The 17,741-nt window shown below is 63.7% G+C and carries 15 protein-coding genes; 7 read left to right on the top strand and 8 right to left on the bottom strand.

Annotated features, from left to right (window positions below; all coding sequences use genetic code 11):
* Nucleotides 1-2: 2 nt before the first annotated feature.
* From aroC to HMPREF1316_RS06725, 4 genes are all read left to right on the top strand, one after another.
* The gene (gene aroC / locus HMPREF1316_RS06740; protein WP_021726122.1) at nt 3-1,121 is read left to right on the top strand and encodes a chorismate synthase; all 1,119 of its coding nucleotides are present in this window, start codon (nt 3-5) and stop codon (nt 1,119-1,121) included.
* A 9-nt stretch (nt 1,122-1,130) separates the two neighbouring features.
* On the top strand, nt 1,131-2,276 hold the full coding sequence (locus tag HMPREF1316_RS06735) for a bifunctional chorismate mutase/prephenate dehydratase (RefSeq protein ID WP_021726059.1): 1,146 nt from the start codon (nt 1,131-1,133) through the stop codon (nt 2,274-2,276).
* Entirely contained in the window at nt 2,276-3,580 is a 1,305-nt protein-coding gene (locus HMPREF1316_RS06730; protein WP_021726121.1) for a shikimate kinase, read from the top strand. The genes HMPREF1316_RS06735 and HMPREF1316_RS06730 overlap by 1 nt, the downstream gene beginning before the upstream one ends.
* Nucleotides 3,581-3,676: 96 nt before the next feature.
* Complete coding sequence (locus HMPREF1316_RS06725; RefSeq protein WP_021726027.1) at nt 3,677-4,636, top strand: type II 3-dehydroquinate dehydratase; 960 nt, start codon at nt 3,677-3,679, stop codon at nt 4,634-4,636.
* On the opposite strand, the gene HMPREF1316_RS06720 is transcribed toward HMPREF1316_RS06725, so the two are convergent.
* Nucleotides 4,633-5,247 (bottom strand): 5-formyltetrahydrofolate cyclo-ligase, encoded by a 615-nt coding sequence (locus tag HMPREF1316_RS06720; protein WP_021726227.1) that lies wholly within the window; start codon nt 5,245-5,247, stop codon nt 4,633-4,635. The genes HMPREF1316_RS06725 and HMPREF1316_RS06720 overlap by 4 nt on opposite strands.
* 98 nt (nt 5,248-5,345) lie before the next feature.
* Between HMPREF1316_RS06720 and HMPREF1316_RS13230 the strand changes: the two genes are divergently transcribed.
* The 3 genes from HMPREF1316_RS13230 (at nt 5,346) to HMPREF1316_RS06705 (ending at nt 8,277) form a co-directional block, all read left to right on the top strand.
* Nucleotides 5,346-6,068, top strand: a complete 723-nt coding sequence (locus tag HMPREF1316_RS13230) for a M48 family metallopeptidase (RefSeq protein ID WP_021726085.1) — start codon at nt 5,346-5,348, stop codon at nt 6,066-6,068.
* Between the two features lie 66 nt (nt 6,069-6,134).
* The gene (gene trpS, locus HMPREF1316_RS06710; protein ID WP_021726153.1) at nt 6,135-7,184 is read left to right on the top strand and encodes a tryptophan--tRNA ligase; all 1,050 of its coding nucleotides are present in this window, start codon (nt 6,135-6,137) and stop codon (nt 7,182-7,184) included.
* 94 nt (nt 7,185-7,278) lie between these two features.
* Entirely contained in the window at nt 7,279-8,277 is a 999-nt protein-coding gene (locus HMPREF1316_RS06705; protein WP_021726164.1) for a LacI family DNA-binding transcriptional regulator, read from the top strand.
* 25 nt (nt 8,278-8,302) lie between these two features.
* On the opposite strand, the gene HMPREF1316_RS06700 is transcribed toward HMPREF1316_RS06705, so the two are convergent.
* From HMPREF1316_RS06700 to argF, 7 genes are all read right to left on the bottom strand, one after another.
* Nucleotides 8,303-9,910: a xylulokinase gene (locus HMPREF1316_RS06700; RefSeq protein ID WP_021726051.1), complete on the bottom strand. Its 1,608-nt coding sequence runs from the start codon at nt 9,908-9,910 to the stop codon at nt 8,303-8,305.
* Between the two features lie 86 nt (nt 9,911-9,996).
* Nucleotides 9,997-11,493: an L-arabinose isomerase gene (araA, locus tag HMPREF1316_RS06695; protein WP_021726119.1), complete on the bottom strand. Its 1,497-nt coding sequence runs from the start codon at nt 11,491-11,493 to the stop codon at nt 9,997-9,999.
* Nucleotides 11,494-11,535: 42 nt separating this feature from the next.
* Entirely contained in the window at nt 11,536-12,525 is a 990-nt protein-coding gene (locus HMPREF1316_RS06690) for an ABC transporter permease (protein ID WP_021726180.1), read from the bottom strand.
* Nucleotides 12,526-12,537: 12 nt separating this feature from the next.
* On the bottom strand, nt 12,538-14,031 hold the full coding sequence (locus HMPREF1316_RS06685) for a sugar ABC transporter ATP-binding protein (protein ID WP_021726067.1): 1,494 nt from the start codon (nt 14,029-14,031) through the stop codon (nt 12,538-12,540).
* A 16-nt stretch (nt 14,032-14,047) separates the two neighbouring features.
* Nucleotides 14,048-14,953 (bottom strand): ABC transporter permease, encoded by a 906-nt coding sequence (locus HMPREF1316_RS06680; protein WP_232204470.1) that lies wholly within the window; start codon nt 14,951-14,953, stop codon nt 14,048-14,050.
* A gap of 147 nt (nt 14,954-15,100) precedes the next feature.
* A complete protein-coding gene (locus HMPREF1316_RS06675; RefSeq protein WP_040651664.1) occupies nt 15,101-16,285 on the bottom strand; it encodes a sugar ABC transporter substrate-binding protein in 1,185 nt (394 codons plus the stop codon).
* Between the two features lie 344 nt (nt 16,286-16,629).
* Nucleotides 16,630-17,622, bottom strand: a complete 993-nt coding sequence (gene argF, locus HMPREF1316_RS06670) for an ornithine carbamoyltransferase (RefSeq protein WP_021726184.1) — start codon at nt 17,620-17,622, stop codon at nt 16,630-16,632.
* Nucleotides 17,623-17,741 lie beyond the last annotated feature (119 nt).

Here is a 17,741-nt window from a genome sequence, read left to right as displayed (position 1 = left end):
GCATGCCATCCTCCTTTGGGAACACCCTGCGCGTGAGCATCTTTGGGCAGTCACACTCGGCTGGGATCGGCTGCGTGGTGGAGGGGCTCCCCTCCGGCCATCACGTCGACCTCGATGCGCTTGCCGCCTTCATGGCGCGCAGGGCGCCCGGACAGGGCAGCTGGACCACGCCGCGCGCGGAGCCCGATGCCGTCAAGGTCGTCGCTGGGCTCAATGTGCGGGGAGACACCTGCGGCGCACCGCTTGCCCTGCTCATAGAGAACACCAACACCCGCTCGCAGGACTATGATAGGCTCCTCACCCATCCCCGGCCCGGTCACGCGGACTGGCCTGCCCAGGCGAAATGGGGCGGCAGCCAGGACGTCCGCGGTGGCGGGCACTTCTCGGGCAGGCTCACGGCGCCACTGTGTGCCGCAGGTGGGATCGCCCGTGCCATCCTGGGCGAACGCGGCGTGCGTGTGGCGGCACACCTTGCGAGCATTGCGGAGGTGGAAGACGAGCCCTTCGCCCCCCTGCCCGGCACCGTGCTCGACCGACAGCTGGAGGCGGTGACCGCGGCGCGGCCCCTCACCACCATCGACTCTGCCGTGGCGAGGCGCATGGCGCAGGCCATCGATGCCGCGCGCGGGGACCAGGACTCCGTTGGCGGGACCATCGAATGCGTGGCCACCGGACTTCCCGCGGGTGTGGGCTCGCCCATGTTCGACGGCCTGGAGAACCTGCTTGCCCGGGCGCTCTTTGGCATCCCCGCCATCAAGGGCGTGGAATTCGGTGCGGGCTTTGCGGCGGCCCGCCTGCGCGGCAGCGAGGACAACGACCCCTGGCACACCGATGGGTCCGAGGTGATGCCCACGAGCAACAACGCGGGGGGCATCCTGGGGGGCCTCAGCACCGGTGCCCCCATCATCCTGCGCGTCGCCATCAAGCCCACCTCAAGCATCAGCCGTCCCCAGCAGACGATTGACATGGCGCGCGGAAAGGATGACACCGTGGAGGTCGCCGGGCGCCACGACCCCTGCATCGCACCGCGCGCCGTCCCCGTGGTGGAGGCCACCTGCGCGCTTGCCCTGCTGGACGCCTGGCTCTCCTTCCCTCCCGAGCACGCCCGACGCAACGCCTAAGGAGCACCTGTGGAAGACCTCCGACAGATTCGCCAGGATATCGATAGGATCGACCGCCAGATGGTGGATCTCCTCGTAGAGCGCATGGACTGCGCCGACAGGGTTGCGGCATACAAGGCGGCCCATGGCATCCCCGTGCTCGACCGCTCGCGTGAGCGTGCCGTCGTGCGCTGCGCCATGCAGCGCGCCCCAGAGGGCCTCAAGGACCAGACGGCCGTCCTGATGGAGCTGCTCATGTCCATCTCCCGTGCCCGACAGTCCCAGCACCTGGGCATCGACACGCACATCTCCGATGCCATCACCCAGGCCCTCGGCGCCATGCCGCGATCGTTTCCCACCAGCGCGTTCGTGGCGACGCAGGGTAGCGAGGGCGCCTACCAGCAGATCGCCGCCGATCGTCTCTTCCGCCATGCGGACATCACCTACTTCGACAGCTTCGAGGGCGTCTTCAAGGCTGTCGAGGAGGGCCTCTGCCAATACGGCATACTGCCCTTGGAAAACAGCACGGCCGGTTCGGTCAACCAGGTCTTTGACCTCATGATGCGCCACGACTTCCACATCGCGCGCAGCTGTCGCGTGAAGATAGACCACAACCTGCTCGCCAAGCCCGGCTGCACCCTGGCGGACATCACGGACGTCTACAGCCATGAGCAGGCCATCAGGCAGTGCGAGGGGTTCCTCGCGGGGCTCGGGGGCGTGTGCGTCCATGCCTGCGAGAACACCGCCTCGGCCTCGCGCAGGGTCGCAGAGAGCCCGGACGGGGGCATCGCCGCGCTGGCGTCGCGGGCGTGCGCCGACCTCTACGGGCTCAACGTGCTCGCCCGCAACGTGCAGGACCAGGACAACAACTACACGCGCTTCGCGTGCATCGCCAAGGACCTCGTCATCTACCCGGGCGCGGACAAGACGACGCTCATGCTCGTGCTTGACCACGAGCCAGGCGCCCTCTACAAGGTGCTCGGCACCTTCTATGCGCTCGACATCAACATCACCAAGCTGGAGAGCCGTCCCATCCCCGACCGCGACTTCGAGTTCATGTTCTACTTCGACCTTGCCGCAGATGCGACGTCCCCCGAGTTCCTCAGGCTCATGCGCACCCTCGAGGGCAGCTGCCAGGAACTGCGCTATCTGGGTAGCTATGCGGAGGTCATCTGATGCCCGCCGAGAGCCCATCGTCCCAAGTGGATGCGCCCTTTGGCCTTCTGGGTCGTACGCTGGGGCACAGTTGGTCGCCAGCCATTCACACGGAGCTGGGGTCGGCCCCCTATGAGCTCTTCGAGCGTGAGCCCGAGGACGTCGAGTCATTCGTCCGCGCCGGAAGCTGGCGTGGCATCAACGTGACCATACCCTACAAGCGCAGGGCCTTCGAGCTTGCCGACGAGGCAAGCGTGCGGGCGCGACGCCTCGGTGTGGCCAACACGCTCGTGCGGAGGCCTGACGGCAGCATCTATGCCGACAACACGGACTACGCCGGCTTCGCGTGGATGCTCGACAGGTTCGCCCGTCGCGTGTGGGGGGCTCCCGCCGAAGGGGCGCTCGCGGGCACAAGGGCGCTCGTGTTGGGATCGGGGGGGGCGAGCCAGGCCGTCCAGGCCGCGCTTTCCGATGCCGGCGCCCACGTGACGGTCATCTCCCGCACGGGCGCGAACACCTACGACACCCTCGTCGAGCGACAGGGTGACACGACCCTCGTGGTCAACGCAACGCCCGTGGGCATGTGTCCCACCTGCCCCGCCTCGCCGCTCTCAAGGCGCCATCTGGATGGACTGCCCCATCTCGGCGGCATCCTGGACGTGGTCTACAACCCCCTGCGCACGGGGCTCTGCCTCATGGCGGAGGAGTGCGGCATCCCCTGCGAGTCGGGCCTTGCCATGCTGGTGGGGCAGGCCGTCCGATCCAGCGAGCTCTTCCAAGGAGGCACGATTCCAGGCAAGCGCATGGATGCCCTGGTCGCCTCCCTGCGCGCACGCCACCTCAACGTGGCCCTCATAGGCATGCCTGGCTCAGGGAAGAGCAGCACGGGCAGGAGCCTGGCCCGTCTGATGAGGCGCCCCTTTGTCGACCTCGACGAGGCCATCCGGCTCAGGCAGGCATCGCCCGAGGACATCATCAAGCGTGACGGCGAGGATGCCTTCAGGGCCATCGAGACTGCCGTCGCCAGCAACTATGGTGCCCGCTCGGGCATGGTGATCGCCTGTGGTGGCGGCATCGTCACGCGTCCCGAGAACTATCGGCTCCTTCACCAGAACGCGACCATCGTTCTCATCAGACGCCCGCTTGCCGAGCTCTCGAGCGAGGGTCGCCCCCTCTCCATCTCGCGGGGCATCGAGGCCCTGGCCGCCGAGCGCACGGCCCTCTACGAGCGATGGGCGGACGTCACGATCGACTGCACGGGGTCGGCCGCATCGGACGCGCAACTCATACAGAGACTCCTCTCCCATCCCTCATCTGCGTTTTGAGACCCCGACGCTCGCCGAAAGTATGACAAGGTACCTTTGCGGCGCTGCCTATACTCGGAACGGTGACGGTACGCATGAATGGCGGAGGTGCCCGGTATGGATGTGGATGCAGTGGCGAGCAAGGTGCTCCAAAGCGTTGGCGGCGCACAGAACGTCGTCTCCAGCACGCTCTGCATGACACGCCTGAGGCTGGCACTCGTCGACCCAGACAAGGTTGACCAGACGGCCCTCTTTGACGTCCCTGGCGTGCTGGGCATAACCAAGCGGGGGCACAGCGGCATAGAGGTGGTCTTTGGCCCCAATGCGGTGCACAGCGTGTACGACGCCGTGTCACAGCTCTGCGGGACGAATGGGGGCGTGGACACCGAGGATGCCCCGGCCAACCAGGAGCATCGTCTCAAGGTGAGCGTCATTCGAGGGTCGCATGGCGAGGAGGACGTCGGGACACTCGTCTCCTCCACGCTTGATGCGGACGACGAGGACGACGCCCATGACGAGGTGGACTTCCTTGCGTCGCTGCTGGCGGACGCCGAGGAGGAAGAGGACGCGGGCGAGCCCACGGGGCGACCCGCCCTGCTTGTCGTGAACGGCCCCAACATCAACATGCTGGGCATTAGGGAGCCTGACCTCTACGGTAGCGAGAGCTTTGACACCCTCCTCGAACTGTGCCACACGACGGCGCACGAGGCTGGGTTCGCTCGCTGCACCTGCTTCCAGTCAAACCATGAGGGAGACATCGTTGATACCATCCAGGATGCCTATGGCGTCTTTGATGGCATCGTCATCAACCCCGCAGCGTACACGCACACCTCGGTTGCCCTCCTTGACGCCCTCAGGGCTGTCTCGATACCCACCATAGAGGTTCACATCTCACGGGTGGATATGCGAGAGGACTTTCGACAGGTCTCCTACCTGCGTTCCGCCTGTCTCGAGACCATCGCGGGCGAGGGCATCCAAGGCTATGCGCACGCCATCAGAAGCCTTGCCGACCATCTGGGGGACGCACGGGAGGGTGGCAGCCCCCTCACGCCGCATCCCCACACGGGCAGGGGCTAGGCCAGATCGTGCTCCCTGCGGCACTGCCAGATGGCGGCATCGCTCACGAGCGTGTCGACGGGCACGTCGTGCGCTTCTATGGGAAGGGGGCTCCCGCTTACCTGCAGGCTGCGGGCGACGCCCACCTTAAGTCCGGGATACCACCTCAGGAAGTTGTCATAGTAGCCTGCGCCGTAGCCTATGCGATAGCCGCGCGCGTCAAAGACCAGACCGGGCACGAGGCAGACCGACTCCCTGTCGTTCGTGTCCAGAGGCTCACTGTGACGTGGGTGCGGCTCGAGGAAGCCACGAGGGCCCCGCCTGAGATGGGAGAGGGAGTCCACCCGCACAAACCTCAGCGACCGCTCGTCGTTGGTTGCCTTGGGCAACCCGACGGCAACGCCCCGAGAGAGGGCGTCCTCCATGACGGGCATGCAATCGACCTCGCCGCGATAGGGGACATAGCCCAAGAGCACATGCGCACGGCGCAGTTCGGAGAGGTTGATCAGATGGACGAGAAGCTCGCTGTCCATACGCTTGCGTATGCGGGACGAAAGGCCATCGCACGCAGTGATGTAACCATTACGCAACGCATCCTTGCTGGCGTCCTCACCCCGAGAGCTTGCCATCATCCCATCTCCTACGCAATGTACAAAACAACTGAGGCTACGATAGCCTAGACTCCTGATCAAAGTTCTGTCAAATGGCGAAGCACACGAAAAGATGGTCAATGGTCGCATGTGGTGGGACAGAGCGCGAGCGCATGGTTCGCATGGGCCCCTATGACGTAGCGCTCCATCGTGGCGGCGTGCGCCACATCAACATGCGCGTGCGTCCCGACGGCACGCTCCGCATCAGCGCGCCTCTGCGCGTGGGTGCGCAAGACCTTGAGCGCATGGTGATGGGGCGCGCCGATTGGATTGACGGGCGACTTCGGGAGATGAGGGACCGCTCCCTGCACGAGCGAACGCGCTGGCAGAATGGTAGCCGCATAGTCCTGCTCGGAACCACGTACGTCCTCTCGGTTCAGGTGGCGCCACGCCGCCTCGCGCGATTGGATGGGGATGTGCTGTGGGTGGGTCTCCCCGAGGGGAGCCCGTACGTGGACGGCGTCCGCGCCACCGTCGACGCGCTGGCCAAGCGCATGCTCGCGGACAGGCTCAAGGAGCTCTTCTATCGGTATGAGCGCGCGATGGACGTACGTCACGCACGCACGCGCATACGTCGCATGACGAGCCGCTGGGGTTCCTGCAACGTACGCACGGGCGACATCACCATCAACCTTGAGCTGGCCTACCGCGAGCCCCCCTGCCTGGAGTCCGTGGTCGTCCACGAGCTCTGCCACCTGCTTGAACCCAGCCACAACCAGAACTTCTACAGGCTCATGGGCCAATACCATCCCCATTGGAGCGAGGCGCGCGCCCGGCTGCGCGACGATCCCCCGCAGCGATGAGGGCGCATCGCTGCCTCCGGTGCCGTATCATGGGGAGCGTCGCACATCGGATGACGAGGAGCATACATGCCAAACGAGGGCAGCTACGAGGCGGCATTGCGCCGCAGCAACCAGATCCGGGACGACCTCGGGGCCAACCCCGACAGGTACCGCGTGCTCACGGGCGACCGTCCCACCGGACGACTCCATCTTGGCCACTACTTTGGCACCATCAAGGAGCGCGTTCGCCTGCAGGACCTGGGCGTCAGCACCAGCATCATCATCGCGGACTACCAGGTCATCACCGACCGTGACACCACCGAACACGTCCGGGACAACGTCTATAACATGGTCATGGACTACCTCGCCTGTGGCATCGACCCCGCCAGGACCATGATCTTCACGCACTCTGCCGTGCCGGCGGCAAACCAGCTCATGCTGCCGTTCCTCTCGCTCGTGACCGAGACGGAGATGAGGCGCAACCCCACCGTCAAGGCCGAGCAGGCGGCGTCTGGCCACGCCCTCACGGGACTCCTGCTCACCTACCCCGTGCACCAGGCCTGCGACATCCTGTTCTGCAAGGGCAACATCGTGCCGGTGGGACGCGACCAGCTCCCCCACATCGAGATGGCGGCAAGGATCGCCCGCCGCTTCAACGAGCGCTATGGCAGGGTCTTCCCCGACGTGGCGGGCCTCCTCACGTCGACGCCGCTCATCCCCGGCCTCGACGGCCGCAAGATGAGCAAGAGCTATGGCAACGCCATCTCCATCAGCATGACGCCAGAGGAGACGGCCAGGCTCATCAGGAAGTCCAAGACCGACTCCGAGCGCACCATCACGTTCGATCCCGAGAACCGTCCCGGCGTGTCCGCACTGCTCACCACTGCCGGCATCTGTACCAGCCGCGACCCCGCAGACATTGCCGCGGAGATCGGTGGGGGCGGTGCCGGTCAGCTCAAGCAGTACGTGACGCAGGCCGTGAATGACTGCTTCGCCCCCATCCGCGAGCGGCGCCACCAGTACGAGGGCGACCTGGACTACGTCAGGGACGTGATCCATGACGGCAACCGCCGTGCCAACGAGATTGCCACCAGGACGCTCGACGAGGTGCGCGAGGTCATGGGCATGGTGTACTAGGGCACGAGCCGTGGGCCTTCGATGCCGCGGGCCTGCTCCGCTCGATAGGGTACAGTGTAGTAAACACTGATATAAACGTTTTTTGGACTGAATTATGGGCGTCTCGATCCGCGACATAGCCAGAGAGACCGGCTTCTCGCCGGCAACGGTCTCCAACGCACTCAACCATAAGCACGGCGTGAGGCGAGAGACCTCCAAGGCCATCCTCAGCGCTGCGCAAAGGCTGAGATACAACCTCCCAAGCCGTCTCACGCGCATCCAGTTCGTGATCGTCCGAAAAAGCGGCCTCGTCCTCGACGAGTCGGACTTCCATCCTGCGGTCATCAATGGCGTCGAGCGTGAGGCCCGAAAGAATGGCCTGGGCACGGGCTATGTGACCATAGACCTGAGCGATCCCGACTCCTCCCTGCAGATGCGACGGCTGTGCCAGGATGTCGGTTCGGGCATCGTCCTCTTGGGAACCGAGATGGACGAGGAGGACTACAGGCCGCTTCACAGCCCATCCGTTCCACTCGTCATCGTTGACGGTTGGTGCTACCACGACTTCATCGAGTCCATCGTCATCTCGAACGAGAGCTCCTCGTACCGTGCGGTGCGCTACCTCATCTCCCACGGGCACGAGCACATCGGCTACCTCAAGGGCGACCCCGTCATCCGCAACTTCCCCCTGCGCGAGCGAGGCTGCAGGCATGCCCTCGCCGAGGTCGGCCTGTCCTTTGAGGACAGGTACCGCGTGACCGTGGGCACCACGCTCTCCCTGGCCTATCGGGACTCCAAGAGGTGGCTGGACACCAACCCCGAGCTCCCGACGGCGTTCTTCGCTGAAAATGACGTCATGGCCTGTGGCATGATGCGCGCCCTGCTCGAGCGAGGCATCCGCGTCCCCGAGGATGTCTCGCTGGTGGGCTTCGACGACCTGCCCATTGCCACCGTCATGCTTCCCGCCCTCACGACGATCCACGTTCCCAAGCACGACATGGGGATCATGGCCGTACAGAAGCTCATGGCACAGGTCAAGAGCCCCCAGAGCTTTGTGTGCACAACCCACATCTCGACCTCGTTCGTCGAACGGGACAGCGTGAGAACCCTCTAGCACACGAGCCTGTGACGAGTCGGCCTCAGGCAAAGTGTCGTTCGGCGGCCTTCTCGACCTCGTTGCCCTTCGTGAAGTCCTTCAGAAAGGTCCTGTAACCCGCCACATCGTCCGCGTCGGGCCCAATCGTGACGCTCGCCATGTTCGAGAAGACGCGCCGGGACAGGAAGTCGGCGAGAGACTCTCCCTCTCCCCCATTGAGCATGTAGGATGCGGCTAGCGCCTGACCCCAGGCACCGCCCTCCCCTGCCGTCGCCATCACGGTCACGGGCACGTCAAGCGCGGCCGCGAGGATCGTCTGGGCGACCCCGGGCGTCTTGAACATGCCACCATGCGCATAGAGCCTGTCGATCCGCACGTCCTCGGCCTTGAGGGCCTCATGGCCTACCGCAAGCGCCCCGAAGGCGGCCATGACGTTCATGCGCATGAAGTTCGCGATGGTGAAGCGTGCGTTTCGCTTGCGCATGAAGAGCGGGTGGCCCGTCCGCACGCCCATGACCGTCTCTCCGGAAACGAACGGCAGGCTCACGAGGCCACCCGCGTCCCTGTCGGCGCCAAGCGCCGCATTGAAGAGCGTGGTGTAGACGTCGCCCCTGTCCACGGGGGTTCCCATGGTCTGGGAGTAGTCCATCAGGAGCTCGACCCAGTCGTTTATGTCGGACGTGCAGTTGTTGCAGTGAATCATCGCAACGGGATCGCCAACGGGCGTCGCCACCAGGTCGATCTGGGACAGCGTCGCATCCCTGAGGGGATGCTCCAACACCACCATCGAGAAAACCGACGTGCCTGCGGACACGTTGCCCGTACGCCGGGCGACGGAGTTCGTGGCCATCATACCGGTGCCGGCGTCTCCCTCCGGTGGACAGAGGGGACAGCCCGCCTCGAGGTCACCCCCCACATCCAGGAGGTGTGCGCCCGCATCGCTCAGGCGCCCCGCCTCTGACCCCGCAGTCAGTACCTCGGGCAGCAGATCCCCGAAGCTCTTCCTGACCCCCCTCTGGGCCAGGGCCCTGTCAAGGCTGTCCAGCATCGCTGCATCGTAGTCCCTGGTGAGGGAGTCGATGGGGAACATGCCCGAGGCGTCACCAACGGAAAGCACCCGCTTGCCCGTAAGCCTCCAATGGGCATACCCCGCGAGCGTCGTGAGGAAGGAGACGTGCGGCACATGCGCCTCCCCATCAAGCACCGCCTGATAGAAGTGGCTGACGCTCCAGCGCTCGGGCACATGGAACCGAAGGAGGTCGGACAGCTCGCGGGCCGCCTGGGCCGCAGTCGTGTTGCGCCAGGTGCGAAAGGGAACCAGCAGCGTGCCCTCGGCGTCAAAGGGCAGGTACCCATGCATCATGGCCGAGATGCCCATGGCCCCGATGCGGCGGAGCGTCATCCCGTAACGAGCCTTGACATCCGCCTTGAGGGAGGCGTAGGCGGCTTGCATGCCACCCAGCAGCTCCTTTTCAGGGTAGGTCCAGTAGGTGCCGTCAAAGCTGTTTTGCCAGTCGAAGGTGCCTATGGCCACTGGTTCGTTGGCAGAGTCGATGAGCACCGCCTTGATGCGCGTGGAGCCGTACTCCAAGCCGAGAACGCACGTGCCCGCGTCGAGGTCGTACTTGATGTCCTGACTGCCTCGTGCCATAGTCCTCCTCCTTGTGGAAGGGACCGCGTCCCAGGGGGGAGCGCGGCCGGGGATGTGCTCAAGCCGCCATGCGAGCGATCCAGGGCCTAGCGGTAGCAGATCTCGCCCAACTTGAGGTCGCGCTGAAAGTCGCGCAGGTTGGTGTTGGCGTCGATGATGACGGGCTCGATGCCCATGAGCTCCGCCCAGTCGGCCATCTGATCGGCAGAGAGATCGAAGGACATGGCCGTATGGTGGGCGCCGCCCGCATAGATCCAGGCCGTGGTACCCACCCTGAGGTTGGGGCGAGGCTCCCAGAACAGGGTGCCGGTCGGCAGCAGGGGCATGGGCCTCTCGACCTTCTTGCAATCGACGTCCTGAATGATGAGGCGGAAGCGGTTGCCCATGTCAACGAGGGACGTGGCGATGGCAGGCCCCGTCTTTCCCGTGAAGATGAGGCGTGCGGGGTCCTCGCGCTCGCCCATGGAGAGTGGGGTCACGCGCATGGCGATCCTCCCCTCCGCAACGGAGGGATCGACCTCTGCCATGTGGGACTCGAGGATGCCCTCCTTGCCTCTGACCAGGTTGTAGGTGTAGTCCTCCATCAACGCAGAGCCGCGAGCGCCCTTCATGCCGGCCGTCATGACCTTCATGAGGCGAACCAGGGCGGGCGTCTTCCAGTCGCCCTCGGGGCCAAAGCCAAACCCCTTCTGCATGAGGCGCTGTACGGCCAGGGACGGGAGCTGCCTGAGGGCCCCAAGGTCGCCGAAGTGGTCGGAGAAGGCATTGTAGTCGTGCTCCGTCAGGAAGCGCTCGATGCCAATCTCCTGGGCCGCCTGCACCTCGACGTGACGGCGGAACTCCTTGGGATCGCGACCATCGAGCACAAGGTCATAGGTCTCGTAGTACTCGTCGGCAAGGGCCTTTGCCTCGGCATCAAGGACGGATTCGACATAGGGGACGAGGTCGTTCACAGGCCAGGCGTCAACGGTCCACCCCAGCCTGACCTCGGCCTCGACCTTGTCGCCGTCGGTCACTGCCACGTTGCGCATGGTGTCCGCAAAGCGGCACACGCGGATGGCACGGCTCTCGTTGACGCCAACGGCGACACGCATCCAGCGGCCCAGGTCCGCCTGGACGTCACGATCCCTCCAATGTCCAAAGACCACCTTGTGCGCCCAGCGCATGCGGGCAAAGATATGGCCCAGCTCGCGTTCGCCGTGAGCTGCCTGGTTCTCGTTCATGAAGTCCATGTCTATGGTGTCCCAGGGAATCTCCTCATTGTATTGGGTCGCAAACTGGCAGAGGGGCTTCCTCAGGTCCTGCAGGCCGTGGATGTAGGACTTTGCCGGCGAGAAGGTATGCGCCCAGGTGATGATGCCGGCACACGAGTCATCGGCGTTCGCAGCATCGAAGGTGGCCTGGATGACGTCGGAGGTCAGCAGGTTGGGCTTGAGCACGACCTCATAGGGAACCTCGTCGCTGGCGTTGAGGGCACCGACGACCTCGGCGGAGTGCTCCGCAACGTGGGCGAGGACCTCGTCGCCATAGAGGTCCTGCGTGCAGGGGCAGAACCAGAACTGATATCTCTTGATGCCAAGCATGACAATACCTCCTAGTGACATACGTGTACGATTGAAAGATGGCTACTTGATGACCTGGTTGGCCTCGCGATCGGAGAAGAGGGCAAGAAACACCAGAAAGACGATGCCCATGACGAGCTGCTTGGGGGCCGCCTCAAGCCCCATCATCGACAGGCCACGGTCGAGGATGCAGTATGTGAGGACACCGACGACGATGTTGGAGAAACGTACCTTCGCACCACCCGAGATGGGCAGACCACCCAGCACCAATGCCAGCATTATCTGCGTCTCCATCATGCTGCCGCCTGTGGCGGTCACCGAGCCGTTGCGAATGGCGAGGACGAACGCCGCGAAGCCGGTGATGGCACCCGCGGCGATGTAGACGAGGGCCTTGGTGCGCGGCACATTGACACCCGCAAAGCGTGCGGCGGTCTGTCCAGCACCGATGGCCTTGAGGCTGGCCCCCAGGGGGGTGAAGGTAAAGGCCAGGTAGAAGACCACGAGGCAGCCGATGGTGATTGCCAGGAGCAGCGTGGGGTCATTGAGTTGGCTCTGCAGGTAGCCAGCGCCCTGAGCGGGCGAGTTCGTCGTCAGGAAGGCGACCACGCCACGAAGCAGGAACATGGTGCAGATCGTGACGATGAACGATGCTATCTGGCGACGCACGTGGAAGTAGGCGTTGACGGCGCCGATGAGAGCACCGGTCGCCACGCCACCCACGACGGCAAGGATTGGGTTGACGTTGGACAGCGTGCACACCACGATGCAGGACACGCCGATCATGGAGCCCTGTGAGAAGTCGAGCGATCCCATGGACATGATCATGAACACGCCGATGGAGGCGATCATGAGCGCATAGGTCGAGTTGAGGATGAGCCTCACGTTCTTGGGATGAACGATGGAACCCCCCGTCGCCACGGCAAAGAATCCGAGGATGAGCAGAAAGCCCAACAGCGGCAGGACGGAACGGACGTTGATCCGCGAGAGGATGCCCCCCTTGCCGTCCTGGGGGTCCCCGGCGACGGTCACCGAGGCGGTCTTGGTGTCAGTCATCTCGTGTGCCTCCTAAACCATCAGGGAGATGAGGTCTTGCTCGGTCATGTCCTTGGAGCGCGCGAGCTCGCCGGCGACCCTGTGGTCCCTCATCACGAGAATGCGATCGCACATGCCGATGAGCTCCATGATCTCCTCGGAGATCACGAGGATGGCCTTGCCCTCCCTGCGCATCTGGTCGAGCAGGTCGTATATGTCGGCCTTGACCTTGATGTCTATGCCGCGCGTGGGAGAGTCGAGCAGGAGGACGTCGGACTCGGCGCCCAGCCAGCGGGCAAGGACCACCTTCTGCCTGTTGCCACCCGAGAGCGCCGAGACGAACTGGCTCACGTCCACCATCTTGACCGACATCTCCCTGGCATACCTCTCGGCGAACGCGCGCTGCCGCGTGCCAAGGAGGGGCAGCCCCATCTTGCGTAGGGAGGGCAGCGTGATGTTGTCCTGAATGGTGTCGGCGATGAGCAGAGACTCGTTGTCACGGTCCTTGGAGGCATAGGCGATGGAGTGGTCGATGGCAGTGTCGATGCCGTCGACCGGTGTGCCGTCTGCGAGCGTGACCTCGCCGCTGCGGTCATAGGAGGCACCAAAGAGCGCCTTGCCGACCTCGTGCATGCCGCACTCGGAGAGGCCGCCGATGCCCAGGATCTCTCCCCTGTGCAGATCGAGCGAGACGTCCTCGAGCTCGCCGGGGACGCTCACGTTGCGCATCGAGAGCGCCACGTCGCTCGCCAGGGACTCGCCATAGTCCTCTCGATAGTAATGAGCGCTCATCCGGCGACCGACCATGAGGGTCTTGAGGTCGTCCTCGGTGACGTCCCTGGCCGACACGGTCTTGACGAACTCCCCATCGCGCAGGATGGAGATCGTGTCGGACATCGCCAGGACCTCGGTCATGTCATGGCTGATGAAGATGACCGTACGGCCATCGTCACGGATGGAGTTCATGATGTCGAAGAGCTTGTGGCGGCCGTTCTGGCTGAGGGCCGTCGTCGTCTCGTCCACGACGAGCACCTTGGGCTTGAACCAGGTGGACTTCACGATCTCGACGAGCTTGCGGTCCTCGAACGCGTAGTGCTCGATGGGGTCGGCTGCCCGTATGTGGCTCAGCCCATAGTCGTCGAGCAGCTCCTGGGCCCTTTTGAGCATGGCGGCGGCGTTCTTGATGCCACCCTTCATGAACTGTCCCTCGTCGCCCAAGAACATGTTCTCGGCCACGGTCAGGCCGTCGAGGGTGCCCTGCTCCTGAACGATGACGGCGGCACCGTGATGGTTCGCGTCAACCTGGTTCTTGGGGGCGATCCTCTCCCCGTCCAGCTCGAAGCTGCCCTCCCCGATGGGGATGATGCCCGTGAGCATGTTCGTGAACGTGGACTTGCCGGAACCGTTCTCACCGATGAGCGCGTGGATCTCTCCCTTGTGGAAGTCAAGGGAGACGTGATCCACGGCATGGGTGGGGCCAAACCGCCTGTCGATGCCCACCGCACGAAGCATGATGTCGTGTGCCATGATGCGTCCTCCCCTCCTACTTGACGACGGCGCCGTTGCGGCGCCTGGTGGTGAGCGTGACGATGACCAGGAGCGTGGCGCCGGTCACGATGTTGTTGACGGTGGTGGGCATGCCAAGCGCGACGAAGCCCGCAAAGATCATGGCCACGATGTACTCGCCGATGAGGATGGAGATCACGGGGTGCCCGTACTTCCTGAATGCGAGGCCGAAGAACGTGCCCATGAGCGGCTGGAAGTTGAGCGCCTGGGAGAGCATGCCCGTCAGTGGGGTCTGTGCCGTACCGTAGCCCAGGTACAGGATGGACATGATGCCCATGAAGGTACCGCACAGCATGAAGGCGATCGCCTTGTAGCGATCCACATCGACGCCCATGTTCCTTGCGACGAGCTCGTTGGCGCCAATGGCGTTGGTGTAGGTGCCCACCTTGGTGTACTTGAGGATGAACCAACACAGCAGATAGGCAGCGACGGCCACGATCAGGTTCCAGGGGTAGGCGCCAAAGAGCTTGAATGAGTCGGAAAGGCGGGTGCCGTTGATGTTGGCGACCCACACCGAGAGGCTCTCATAGATGAGCGAGAGGCCCGTCGTGACGATGATCGAGGGGATATGCATCTTGATGTATGCCAGCCCGTTGAGGGTGCCTAGGACGAGACCGGTCAGGATGGGGATGACGATGATGGCCACCCATCCCAGCTGGGGAATGAAGGCGATGGCCAGCAGCTCGGAGAGTACGAGCATCGAGCCGATCGAGAAGTCGAAGAGGCCCATGACGCAGATAAAGTACAGACCACAGCCACCGATGGCGTAGATGAGGGCCGACTGGAGGTATGACATGAGCTTGTCGGGCGCACCAAACGTATCCGGCGCGGCGACCTTGAAGACGACCCAAAGCAGAAGCGCAATGAGAAGCAGCAACCCCACGCCATGCCACTGGCTCTGCCGCGGCCTTTTGAGCGACGTTTGCATCAATAATCCTCTCACCTGGTGGATATGCGAGAGAGCGCCCAGACGGGAACCATGTGGACTCCCTCTCGCCCCGCATGCCCCCAAGGGAACGGCAGGGATGTGTCATGCGCCATGACGCTCCCTGACGTCATCGATGCTGAGGGTCGTGGCCCACTTGTTGAGGTCGTCGAAGCCCATGTCCGCGAGCTGCTTGATCTCGTCGTCGGAGTAGGGCGCGGCGTCAACGAAGTACTTCTCGTACTCGTGGTACTCGTCAACGCTGGAGACGTACACATAGGGGAACTTGATCTCGGCACCAAACTCGCCCTCCTTTTTGGCGAGCTTACCCTTGCAGGCCTGGTATGTGAGCAAAAACGCATAGAGGGGATCACAGAAGTGGCCGCCGGACTCGGCGAAGATGCCACCGCTCTCGAGCTGGTCGGCGAGGTCGGAGAGGAAGTCCGTCGACACGACGGAGATCTGGCCGGTTCTGCCCATGTTGGCAAGCTGGCCGATGGAGCCAACCAGAGGATCCCCACCCCCGCCGGCGACGATGAGGCCGTCCATGGTGGGGTAGGTGTTGACGAACTGCTCGGTGACCTTGGCGCCCTCGGCGGAGGACGTGTTGGCGTAGACGGGCTCGGTCATCGTGGCCCGATCGTCGGGATGGGTGTCGTTCCACTCGTCGAGACCCTCCTTGTAGCCCTGCCAGCGCAGTTGGAACGTAGCGTCGCCAACCGTCCAGCCCTCGAGGCAGATGGTGCGGGCACCGGTGCCGTTGGGGCCGCCCTTCTCGGTCAGGAGGCCCATGAGCGTCTTGCCATTGAGCACCTCGTCCTCATGGACGGCGCCCACGTAGTACTTGGAGTCCTGTGCCGCCTTGTACACATCGGGAGAGGCATCCTTGGAGATCATGCGATAGAACTGCGTGACGTACATCTCGTTCTCGTTGCAGGTGTTGATGACGGAAGTCATCTCGGAGTCTGCGGAGTTGCAGATGACGATGCCGTCGCAGCCCGCCGCGGCAAGCGTCTCGGCGGAGGCGGTAACCTGCTCGGAGACGTGGCCCTGGTCGACGATCGTGGTCTCGACGCCCAAGACGTCGGCGGCCTTCTTGATGATGTCGACGGACAGGGAGCCAAGCGCATCCGTGGAGCTCCAGGTGGAGACGCCAATCTTGATCTTCCCGCCCTCGCCGGAGCCACCAGAGCCCGTGCCGCCGCAGGCGGTCAGCAACGATGCCACCCCGAGGCCGGCTCCCGCAACGCTCCAAAACTTGACGAAGTTGCGCCTAGACAGACTGCTCATGACGAGACCCCCTTCTATTCCCTGCTCGCGCAAGGCCCATTGGCGCATTGCCCGTATGACATCCGTCAGTGCGCCATCAATCCGACCCATGCCGGGACGCATTCCCTTGAGAGGATTCTCTTCTTATCGTCACTGGAGAAGTTGAACGAGTACTGTGAACGGTAATAAAACAGTTATGAACGGATTCAATCCGTTTAACAGGAGTTTTTCTAAACGCATTATCATATTGTTCAGTAAATGCCTGCTACATGATAATAAAATATTTATATCTTTGTTTATATATACGGCCATGCGCGCCCGCATCCGAGAGGAACCCGCAGGGCAGCACATGCCTTAGGCCGCGCCTACGTGAGCGTCGCACACATCACGGCCTTGATGGTGTGCATGCGATTCTCCGCCTCATCGAAGACCTTGGACGCACGGGACTCGAAGACCTCGTCGGTGACCTCCATCTCGGTGATGCCAAACCTCTTGGCCACCTCGGCACCCTTCGTGGTCCTGGTGTCATGAAACGCCGGCAGGCAGTGCAGGAAGATGCACCCATCGTGCGCCTGCGCCATGACATCGGCGGTCACGCGGTAGGGCTCCATGAGGGGGATGCGCTCGGCATAGAGCTCGTCCGGCTCGCCCATGGACACCCAGATGTCAGTGTAGATGGCATCGGCATCGCGCACGCCCTCATGGACGTCCTGCGTGAGCAGGATGGCGCTGCCCTGCTCCCGTGCGATCGCCTGGCAGGTGGCCACCAGCTCCGGTGTGGGCATGCTCTGCTGGGGACCACATGCCACGAAGTTCACGCCCAGCTTGGCACAGGCCACCATGAGCGAGTTGCCCACGTTGTTGCCCGCATCCCCCATGAAGGCGAGCGTGCGACCGCACAACTCGCCAAGGCTCTCGCGCATGGTGAGCATGTCCGCAAGCATCTGGGTTGGGTGGAACTCGTTCGTGAGGCCATTCCACACGGGGACGCCGGCATATGCGGCCAGCTCCTCGACCGTCGCCTGCTCGAAGCCACGATACTCGATGCCATCAAACATGCGCCCCAGCACCCGAGCCGTGTCGGCGATGGACTCCTTGTGACCGATCTGCGATCCCGCGGGGTCAAGGCACACGCTGCCCATGCCAAGGTCATGGGCAGCGACCTCGAAGGAGCACCGCGTTCGTGTGGACGTCTTCTCGAAGATGAGGGCCACGTTCCTGCCCTCGAGACAGCGATGGGGCTCGCCCGCTCGCTTCATGCGCTTGAGGTCAGCAGAAAGGTCGAGCAGGTACTCTATCTCCGCCGTGGAGAAGTCCAGCAGCTTGAGGAAGCTGCGTCCCGTGAGTTTCACGCCCATATGATAGCCTCCCATCCTGTGAAGCGACCGCCGTCGCTCGCATGCCGATAGATGCTCAGTATGCACCCAAAAGGACGTTCCCTCCGCCTGAGGGTGACGTTCGGGTGGCCGTCCCCTGG

It is taken from the genome of Olsenella profusa F0195, from assembly GCF_000468755.1.
Classification (GTDB): Bacteria; Actinomycetota; Coriobacteriia; order Coriobacteriales; family Atopobiaceae; genus Olsenella_F; species Olsenella_F profusa.
The sequence above is the reverse complement of the archived record's forward strand: the minus strand, read 5'-3'. Positions and strand labels throughout refer to the sequence as shown.

Coding starts and splice junctions, on each gene's coding strand:
- HMPREF1316_RS06685 (WP_021726067.1), bottom strand. CDS start 14,031: ATGGCACACGACATCATGCTTCGTGCGGTGGGCATCGACAGGCGGTTT.
- HMPREF1316_RS06720 (WP_021726227.1), bottom strand. CDS start 5,247: ATGATGGCAAGCTCTCGGGGTGAGGACGCCAGCAAGGATGCGTTGCGT.
- HMPREF1316_RS06705 (WP_021726164.1), top strand. CDS start 7,279: ATGGGCGTCTCGATCCGCGACATAGCCAGAGAGACCGGCTTCTCGCCG.
- HMPREF1316_RS06725 (WP_021726027.1), top strand. CDS start 3,677: ATGGATGTGGATGCAGTGGCGAGCAAGGTGCTCCAAAGCGTTGGCGGC.
- HMPREF1316_RS06730 (WP_021726121.1), top strand. CDS start 2,276: ATGCCCGCCGAGAGCCCATCGTCCCAAGTGGATGCGCCCTTTGGCCTT.
- aroC (WP_021726122.1), top strand. CDS start 3: ATGCCATCCTCCTTTGGGAACACCCTGCGCGTGAGCATCTTTGGGCAG.
- HMPREF1316_RS13230 (WP_021726085.1), top strand. CDS start 5,346: ATGGTCGCATGTGGTGGGACAGAGCGCGAGCGCATGGTTCGCATGGGC.
- HMPREF1316_RS06675 (WP_040651664.1), bottom strand. CDS start 16,285: ATGAGCAGTCTGTCTAGGCGCAACTTCGTCAAGTTTTGGAGCGTTGCG.
- araA (WP_021726119.1), bottom strand. CDS start 11,493: ATGCTTGGCATCAAGAGATATCAGTTCTGGTTCTGCCCCTGCACGCAG.
- HMPREF1316_RS06700 (WP_021726051.1), bottom strand. CDS start 9,910: ATGGCACGAGGCAGTCAGGACATCAAGTACGACCTCGACGCGGGCACG.
- argF (WP_021726184.1), bottom strand. CDS start 17,622: ATGGGCGTGAAACTCACGGGACGCAGCTTCCTCAAGCTGCTGGACTTC.
- HMPREF1316_RS06690 (WP_021726180.1), bottom strand. CDS start 12,525: ATGACTGACACCAAGACCGCCTCGGTGACCGTCGCCGGGGACCCCCAG.
- trpS (WP_021726153.1), top strand. CDS start 6,135: ATGCCAAACGAGGGCAGCTACGAGGCGGCATTGCGCCGCAGCAACCAG.